Origin of the sequence: Cohnella nanjingensis (assembly GCF_014212125.1) — a bacterium.
Taxonomy (GTDB): domain Bacteria; phylum Bacillota; class Bacilli; order Paenibacillales; family Paenibacillaceae; genus Cohnella; species Cohnella nanjingensis.
This window is the reverse complement of the sequence record NZ_JACJVP010000074.1, coordinates 38,547-46,400: the sequence shown is the minus strand read 5'-3', so window position 1 is coordinate 46,400 and position 7,854 is coordinate 38,547. Positions and strand designations below refer to the sequence as shown.

Below are 7,854 nucleotides of genomic sequence, written 5' to 3'. Positions count from 1 at the left end.
TACTACCTGAATACATACAGCACGTTTGAAGAACTAAAGAAAGACATTGAAGCCTACATCCACTTCTACAACAATGAGCGTTTGCAGGCGAAATTAAACGGCCTCAGTCTCATGGAATACAGGACGAAGGCCGCCTAATACTTTACTTATTTGTACTGTCTACTTGACGGGGTGCAGTTCAGACCGGGGCAGCCTCTTTGCCTTCGTAGCCGTTTAACGCGGCGTTAGGGGTTTGCTGCGGAAGGCGTCAAGCATTCGCGCGAACGTCGGCGTCCTTCGGCAGGAACAGCGTGAAGATGCCGAGGAGCGGCAGATAAGCGCACATCTTCATGATGAAGGCGATGCTGGTCGCGTCGGCGATCTCGCCGAGCAGCGCGGATCCGATGCCGCCGAGACCGAACGCGAGGCCGAAGAACAAGCCGGAGACGAGACCGACCTTGCCCGGCAGCAGCTCCTGGGCGTAGACCACGATGATCGAGAACGCGGACGACAGGATGAAGCCCGCGCAGATGCAGAGGACCGCCGACCAGAACAAGCTGGCATACGGAAGCGCGATGGAGAACGGCGCGGTGCCGAGAATCGACAGCCAGATGATGTTGCGGCGGCCGAAACGGTCCGCGAGCGGTCCGCCGATGAAGGTGCCGACCGCGGAAGCGGCGAGGAAGGCGAACAGGAACATTTGGGCGTGCTGCTTGGTCACGCCGTAGTCGTCGATGAGATAGAAGGAATAGAAGCTCGTGAAGCTGGACATATAGACGTGCTTGGAGAAGACGAGCAGCACGAGGATGCCGATGGCCCACTTGACCTTGCCCGGCGTCAAGAGAGAGCGGGATTCGGTCTTCGGCGCGGCCTTGCGGCGCGGCGTCAAGCTCTGCGCGCCGTACCAACGGGCGACGAAGGATTGGATCGCGATGCCGGCCACGGCCGCGATGACGAACCACATGACGCCGTGCTGTCCGAGCGGAATGAAGATCAGCGCCGTCATGATCGGACCGAGCGAGCTGCCGATGTTGCCGCCGACCTGGAAGATCGACTGGGCGAGCCCGCGGCTGTTCCCGGCGGCCAAGTAGGCGACGCGGGACGACTCGGGGTGGAAGATCGCCGAGCCGATCCCGAGCGCGATGACGGACAGCAGGATCGTCGCGAAGTTCGGGGCGAGCGCGAGCGAGAAGACGCCGAGCAGCGTAAAGCAGACGCCGAGCGGCAAAATGTAGGGCCGCGGCTTTAGGTCCGAGAACCAGCCGACGACGGGCTGCAAGAAAGAAGCGGTGATGTTCATCATGAAGGCGATCAAGCCGATCTGGCCGTAGCTCAGACCTTGCGTATCGCGCAGAACGGGGAAAAGGGCGGTAACGGTAGACTGCATCGTATCGTTCAGCAAATGCACCGTGCTGATCATGAACAGAATCGGGAAGACGGTGGCTGAAACGGGTAGCGCCTTGGCGGCGATGACTTTGGCTGACATGCGGATACTCCTCTCTTCGGATAGCGGGGTGCCGCGCGAACGGCGGCGGGGAGGGGGCCGGGATCCCGTCAGGGGATCTCCCAGCCCTTCTCGGTGCGGTAATGGTTGAGCAGCTTCTCGTAATTGTCGCCGTAAGCTTCGGCGAGCTCGGCTCCGAAGTCGCGCTCCATGTCCATCATCAGAATATCGTGGTGGAACGCCTGCGTGAGCATCTCCGTGACGGACGGGTGATCGGTCTCGAGCGCCGACATCTTGCGGGAACCGCCGAACGCGCCGAGGAAGCCGGCTTTCCAGTCGCACAGCACGTAGAAGCTGCGGGCGTCGGTGGCATGCCACATCTCCATGCGCTTGTGCGTGAGAACGTGCTTCAGCTTGGATTGCACGGGTCCGAGCGTGATGGCCACGACGGTGACGCCGCGCCGCTCCGCTTCGAGCAGCAGGTCCTCCACGGCGAGGAAGTCCTCCGACCAGATGTCCACGATGATCGTGCGGGCGGCGCTGAGCACCATGCGCTTGATCGCCATCCGTACGGCGTCGTCGCCCTGCCAATTATAGAAGGCGGGAGCGGCAAGCGGGGGCTTCAGCTCCTGCATGAGCGCGTCGGCGGTCTCGTCGAACTCCGAGCGCAGATACTTCACCACCTGTTCGATCGGGACTGCGCTGTAGCGGACGGGATCGCCGTCGATCGTGCGGCAGACGCCCTTGTCCGTCAAGGAACGCAGCGCGGCGTAGACGTTCGTCCGCGATATCGAGACGCGCTTGGCGACCTCGTAGCCGCTCAGCTGCGCTTCTTCGTGAAGCGTCAAGTAGCAGCGGCCTTCCAATTCGGAGAAGCCGAGCTTCTTCAGTCGTTCGAGCATCTCTCTGCATCCTCCTTTGCTAGTCGTACTGAACAATACGACTGGTTAGTAGTATGTCAAAATACTACTTCCGGAGGCGCGACCTGTCAACCTTTTTTATCCGCAAACATGCGAAAAGCGGAACAACCCGGCGCGGATATCGCCGGGTTGTTCTACTATTAATAGAAGAGGCGCATGCGAATCGCCGTCTTGGCCATCCACCGAACGCTTAGTCTTCGCGTCATGCCCAGGGAGGCGGCTGCCGTTTCCTCACGGCTTCTTCATGCCGTCGTTAAAGGTTTGCGACTGTCCCCTGGGGATGCTGAGGGTCTCCCAACCATCCGCCCGGTAAGCTTTGGCGGCATAGACGATCTGGCCGACGTGGCCGCCGTAATGCGAGATCTGGCGATGAATCGCCTCGACGACGGAGTGCGCTTCTCCGCGAATCGTCACGGTGCCGTGAACGTCCTCCGGCGCGAGCGATTCCAGCGCGCCGAACAAGATCGCCCACCCGCGCTCCCATTGCGCGACGATGTCGGCGTGTCCTTCGGCGTCTTCCATGAACTCTTCGTCCCGGTTGCGATCCGGTTTTTCCCCGTCGGTCGCGAGGAAGTCCGTCCAACGAGACGCCATATTGCCCGCCACATGCTTGACGATGACGGCGACGCTGTTGCTCTCCGGAGCGGGCGTCCAGCGGATGCCCGCGTCGTCCAGCTGACGGAGCGCGCCGTCGCCAAGTTTCTTCATGCTCTTGAACGTTAGAATGGACGATGCCAGCAGATGGGCGGCTAACGATGGGTTTGCATCGGTCATGGCGAATTCTCCCTTCCGTTTTCTTGATCATACACGAAGGCGGCGGCGTTGTCCGATGCGTTTTTTTATCGGCGAGATCACGAAATCTTCGCATGGGGGACATTTTATGCTTGAGAATAAATTCGGTATGTTGTATATTTATTCACATCATCCAACGATCAAGGAACGCCTAGCGATCATGGAACGCCGGAAAGAAGGGACCTCTAGTGAACGCGACCATCGCTTGCCGCAAAGCGGAAGCCCGCGACGTCGAAGCGCTGTATGAATTGATTCAAGATTATGCCGCCAAAGGCATCATGCTGCCGCGATCCCGCGAAGCGCTGCTGCGGCATATCGATTCTTTTGTCGTGGTCGAAGACGGTCCCCGCCTGATCGGCTGCGGCTCGCTGTTCCGTCTGGGCGCCGATCTCGTGGAGATTCGTTCGCTCGGGATGACGGAAGGTTACAAAGGAATGGGCCTGGGCTCGATGATGGTCGACGCGCTGATCGAGGAAGCCCGCCGGATGGGCATCCCGAAAGTCATGGCTCTGACGTACGAGGTGAGCTTCTTCAAGAAGAACGGCTTCGACGTCGTGAGCAAGGAGATTTTTCCCGAGAAGGTGTGGACCGATTGCGTCCATTGCACCAAGCAGCATAATTGCGACGAGATCGCGGTCGTGCGCGTATTGGATTGACGCCCCGCTGCACGGGTGCGTGACCTATGCCTAGATCTATGCCAAATCGAACCGATCGTCTTGACAACGACCGGAACGGTTTGGTATTTTTGTTATAGCGATTAGCACTCGACCGATTTGAGTGCTAACGGTTAAAGGGAAGGGGACGACGAGATGTTAAGCGAACGTCAACGGATGATCTTAACGGCCATTGTCGACGATTATATTCGCTCCGCCGAACCGGTGGGGTCGCGCAGCATCTCCAAACGGAGCGACGTTCTATTCAGCCCGGCCACCATCCGCAACGAGATGGCCGATCTGGAGGAATTGGGCCTGCTGGAGCAGCCCCATACGTCCGCCGGTCGCATCCCTTCTATTAAAGGATATCGTTATTACGTGGACCATTTGATCCGCCTGGGCGGCGTGAAGGAGCAGGACGCGCGGACCATGCGCAGCTTCTTCGCCGAGAAGATGATGCACTGGGAAGGCGCCGTCAGCCATGCGGCTACCATCTTGTCGCAGATGACGAACTACACCTCCATCGTGCTCGGTCCGGAGATGTTCCACACGACGCTGAAGCACTTCCAGCTCCTCCCGCTGAACGAGACGTCCGCCGTGGCGATCATCGTCGCGAATACGGGGCATGTGGAGCACCGGAACGTCTCGATCCCCGAAGGCATCGGCATGGACGACATCCAGAAGATCGTCAACCTGCTGAACGACAAGCTGACCGGCATTCCGTTCTTCCGTCTGAAGGCGGTGCTGCACAGCGAAGTCGCGAACGAGCTGAGCCGCTACGTCGATCATTGCGAGCATATCATGACGATGCTCGAGCAATCGATCGAGGAAGAGACCGAGCCGAAGGTGTACTTAAGCGGCGCGACGAATATCCTCACCCAACCGGAATTCAAAGACGTCGACAAAGTGAAGGGCATCCTCGACATGCTCGAGGAGACGCCGAAGCTGATGCAGCTGTTCCATTCGCTGCCCGAAGGGATCCAGGTGCGCATCGGCACCGAGAACGCGCTCGAGGCGATCAATCAATGCAGTCTCATCACCGCGACCTTCTCCGCCGACGGCCAGGCGCTCGGGACGATCGGCATCCTTGGACCTACGCGAATGGAGTACGGCAAAGTAATTAGCTTGCTGAACTACTTGTCCAAGGATATGACGCAGATGTATAGTCGTTGGTACAAATAACCGTCGCCGCCAGAAGACGAAAGCCTGACGCCGCCGGACCGGTCCAGGGTATATCCGGAGAGAACCCGAGGCACGGTAATGCGGTACGCAAGGCGCAGGCACTCATGAGATGAAGGAGCCGGGAAACGATGGAACAAGATTTGAAGCAAGAAACGTTCGCGAGCGAAGCGGACGTTGGATCGGCGGAAGCGGAAGAGCGGCAGGCGCAGGACGCCGCGGCCGGGAACGAAGGCGTGTCCTCCGCCGATCCGGAGACGGGCGGCGCGGAAGCGGGCGAGGATGATCCGAAGTACGCGGAGCTGAAGCGGCTGGCGGACGAACATTACCAGCGCCAGCTTCGCGTGCAAGCGGACTTCGACAACTTCCGCCGCCGGACGCAGAAGGAGAAGGAAGAGCTCGCGCAATACGCTTCGCTGAAGCTCGTCACGGCGCTGCTCCCGGTGATCGACAACTTCGGCCGGGCGCTGCAGTCGGGCGGGGAGTCCGCCGACGCCGGGTCTTTCGCCAAGGGCATCGACATGATCAACCGTCAGCTGTGGCAAGTGCTCGAAGCCGAAGGACTGAAGCTGATGGAGCCGGTCGGGCAGCCGTTCGATCCGGAAGTCCACCAAGCGATCATGCAAGTCGAATCCGACGAATATGAAGAAGGCACCGTCGTGGAAGTGGTACAACCGGGATATTGGCTGAAGGATAAAGTCATCCGCCCGGCTATGGTCAAAGTCAGCGGTTAATCCCGACATTGGAATTCATACGCGTGAAGACGTGAGGAGGAACATTAGACATGAGTAAAGTAATCGGTATCGACTTGGGCACCACGAACTCTTGCGTAGCGGTCATGGAAGGCGGCGAAGCCGTCGTCATCCCGAACCCGGAAGGCAACCGCACGACCCCTTCGGTCGTCGGCTTCAAGAAGGACGGAGAGCGCATCGTAGGCGACACGGCCAAGCGCCAAGCCATCACGAACCCGGACCGCACGGTTAGCTCCATCAAGCGCCATATGGGGACGAACCACAAGGAAACGATCGACGCCAAAGACTATTCTCCGCAAGAGATCTCGGCCATTATTCTGCAGAAGCTGAAATCCGACGCGGAAGCTTACCTGGGCCAGACGGTCACCCAGGCCGTCATCACGGTGCCCGCTTACTTCAACGACAGCCAACGCCAGGCGACCAAGGACGCCGGCGCGATCGCCGGCCTTGAAGTGCTGCGGATCGTGAACGAGCCTACCGCGGCCGCGCTGGCCTACGGACTGGAGAAAGCCGAAGATCAAACGATCCTCGTCTTCGACTTGGGCGGCGGCACGTTCGACGTCTCGATCCTCGAGCTGGGCGCCGGCTTCTTCGAAGTCAAAGCGACGAGCGGCGACAACCACCTCGGCGGCGACGACTTCGACCAAGTGATCATGGAATGGATGTCCGCGGAGTTCAAGAAAGACCACGGCATCGACCTGCTCAAGGATAAATCCGCGGTTCAGCGCCTCAAAGACGCAGCGGAGAAAGCGAAGAAAGAGCTGTCCGGCGTCCTGACGACGACGATCTCCCTGCCGTTCATCACCGTGGTCGACGGGGTTCCGCAGCACTTGGAGCTGAACCTGTCCCGCGCGAAGTTCGACGAGATCACGGCTTCCCTGGTCGAGCGCACGATGGCGCCTACGCGCCAAGCGCTGTCCGACGCAGGCCTGAACGCCTCGCAGATCGACAAAGTCGTCCTGGTCGGCGGTTCCACGCGGATTCCGGCCGTTCAAGAAGCGATTAAGCGCCTGACGGGCAAAGAGCCGCACAAAGGCGTCAATCCGGACGAAGTCGTCGCGCTGGGCGCGGCTGTCCAAGCGGGCGTCCTCACGGGCGACGTCAAAGACGTCGTGCTGCTCGACGTCACGCCGCTGTCCCTCGGCATCGAGACCGCGGGCGGCGTGTTGACGAAGATGATCGACCGCAACACGACGATCCCGACCAGCAAGTCCCAAGTGTTCTCCACGTTCGCCGACAACCAGACGCAGGTCGAGATTCACGTCCTGCAAGGCGAACGCGCGATGGCCCGCGACAACAAGACGCTCGGCCGGTTCATCCTGAGCGATATCCCGCCGGCGCCGCGCGGCGTGCCGCAGATCGAAGTCAGCTTCGACATCGACGCCAACGGCATCGTCAACGTATCCGCGCTCGACAAGGGCACGGGCAAGAGCCAGAAGATCACGATCACTTCCTCCGGCGGCCTGAGCAAGGAAGAGATCGAGCGCATGCAGAAGGAAGCCGAGCTGCACGCCGAAGAAGACAGCAAGCGCCGCGAGCTGATCGAGGCCAAGAACGCAGCCGACCAGCTCGTCTACTCCGCCGACAAGGCCGTCAAGGACCTGGGCGACAAAGTCGACGCGGCCGACGTCGAGAAGGCGAACGAAGCCAAGGAGAAGGTCAAGAAGGCGCTGGAAAGCGACAACCTGGAAGAGATCAAGGCGGCGACCGAAGAGCTCTCCGCCGTGGTGCAGGCGCTGTCCATGAAGGTATACGAGCAAGCGGCAGCCGAAGCCCAAGCGGCGCAAGGCGCAGGCGACGGCGCAGCGGACGCGAACGCGGGCGCAGGCGGCGCGAAGAAAGACAACGTCGTCGACGCCGACTACGAAGTCGTGGACGAAGACAAGAAATAAATCATAAATTGGTTGTGTAACCAGAAAGTCAAAGCCGGTTCCTTTTGGAGGTCTTCCGTTAACCAATCCTTTGAATCCCGAAGAGGTATGTAACTCCTGAAAGAGTTTACGTCCGCTTTTGCGGAGCCCATTGCCACCTTATCATCTCATCATCGGCAATGGGCGGAGCAACGCGGCTGTAAGGAGTTGCATGCCGTCAGAAGGCGGATTCAAAGGATGACGTTAACGGATTCCCTGCAACGG

The 7,854-nt window shown here is 59.9% G+C and carries 8 protein-coding genes; 5 read left to right on the top strand and 3 right to left on the bottom strand.

All coding sequences use genetic code 11. The features are described 5' to 3' along the window. Positions 1 to 6 precede the first annotated feature (6 nt). Complete coding sequence (locus H7C19_RS32620) at positions 7 to 138, top strand: IS3 family transposase (RefSeq protein ID WP_281385085.1); 132 nt, start codon at positions 7 to 9, stop codon at positions 136 to 138. A gap of 109 nt (positions 139 to 247) precedes the next feature. On the opposite strand, the gene H7C19_RS32615 is transcribed toward H7C19_RS32620, so the two are convergent. The 3 genes from H7C19_RS32615 to H7C19_RS32605 form a co-directional block, all read right to left on the bottom strand. Beyond that, a complete protein-coding gene (locus H7C19_RS32615; RefSeq protein WP_185673269.1) occupies positions 248 to 1,465 on the bottom strand; it encodes an MFS transporter in 1,218 nt (405 codons plus the stop codon). Positions 1,466 to 1,533: 68 nt separating this feature from the next. Further along, positions 1,534 to 2,325 carry a TrmB family transcriptional regulator gene (locus tag H7C19_RS32610; RefSeq protein ID WP_185673268.1) on the bottom strand — a complete coding sequence of 264 codons (792 nt, stop codon included), beginning with the start codon at positions 2,323 to 2,325 and terminating at the stop codon, positions 1,534 to 1,536. A 249-nt stretch (positions 2,326 to 2,574) separates the two neighbouring features. Continuing rightward, positions 2,575 to 3,117: a DUF1572 family protein gene (locus tag H7C19_RS32605; protein ID WP_185673267.1), complete on the bottom strand. Its 543-nt coding sequence runs from the start codon at positions 3,115 to 3,117 to the stop codon at positions 2,575 to 2,577. A 206-nt stretch (positions 3,118 to 3,323) separates the two neighbouring features. Between H7C19_RS32605 and H7C19_RS32600 the strand changes: the two genes are divergently transcribed. From H7C19_RS32600 to dnaK, 4 genes are all read left to right on the top strand, one after another. After that, a complete protein-coding gene (locus tag H7C19_RS32600) occupies positions 3,324 to 3,791 on the top strand; it encodes an N-acetyltransferase (protein WP_185673266.1) in 468 nt (155 codons plus the stop codon). A gap of 153 nt (positions 3,792 to 3,944) precedes the next feature. Then, a complete protein-coding gene (gene hrcA, locus H7C19_RS32595) occupies positions 3,945 to 4,970 on the top strand; it encodes a heat-inducible transcriptional repressor HrcA (RefSeq protein ID WP_185673265.1) in 1,026 nt (341 codons plus the stop codon). 128 nt (positions 4,971 to 5,098) lie between these two features. Further along, the gene (grpE, locus tag H7C19_RS32590; RefSeq protein WP_185673264.1) at positions 5,099 to 5,701 is read left to right on the top strand and encodes a nucleotide exchange factor GrpE; all 603 of its coding nucleotides are present in this window, start codon (positions 5,099 to 5,101) and stop codon (positions 5,699 to 5,701) included. 50 nt (positions 5,702 to 5,751) lie between these two features. After that, a complete protein-coding gene (gene dnaK, locus H7C19_RS32585) occupies positions 5,752 to 7,611 on the top strand; it encodes a molecular chaperone DnaK (protein WP_185673263.1) in 1,860 nt (619 codons plus the stop codon). Positions 7,612 to 7,854 lie beyond the last annotated feature (243 nt).

Bases quoted from the DNA above. Each gene is read 5' to 3' on its own strand.
- H7C19_RS32615 (WP_185673269.1), bottom strand. From the start codon at position 1,465: ATGTCAGCCAAAGTCATCGCCGCCAAGGCGCTACCCGTTTCAGCCACC.
- H7C19_RS32610 (WP_185673268.1), bottom strand. From the start codon at position 2,325: ATGCTCGAACGACTGAAGAAGCTCGGCTTCTCCGAATTGGAAGGCCGC.
- H7C19_RS32605 (WP_185673267.1), bottom strand. From the start codon at position 3,117: ATGACCGATGCAAACCCATCGTTAGCCGCCCATCTGCTGGCATCGTCC.
- hrcA (WP_185673265.1), top strand. From the start codon at position 3,945: ATGTTAAGCGAACGTCAACGGATGATCTTAACGGCCATTGTCGACGAT.
- grpE (WP_185673264.1), top strand. From the start codon at position 5,099: ATGGAACAAGATTTGAAGCAAGAAACGTTCGCGAGCGAAGCGGACGTT.
- dnaK (WP_185673263.1), top strand. From the start codon at position 5,752: ATGAGTAAAGTAATCGGTATCGACTTGGGCACCACGAACTCTTGCGTA.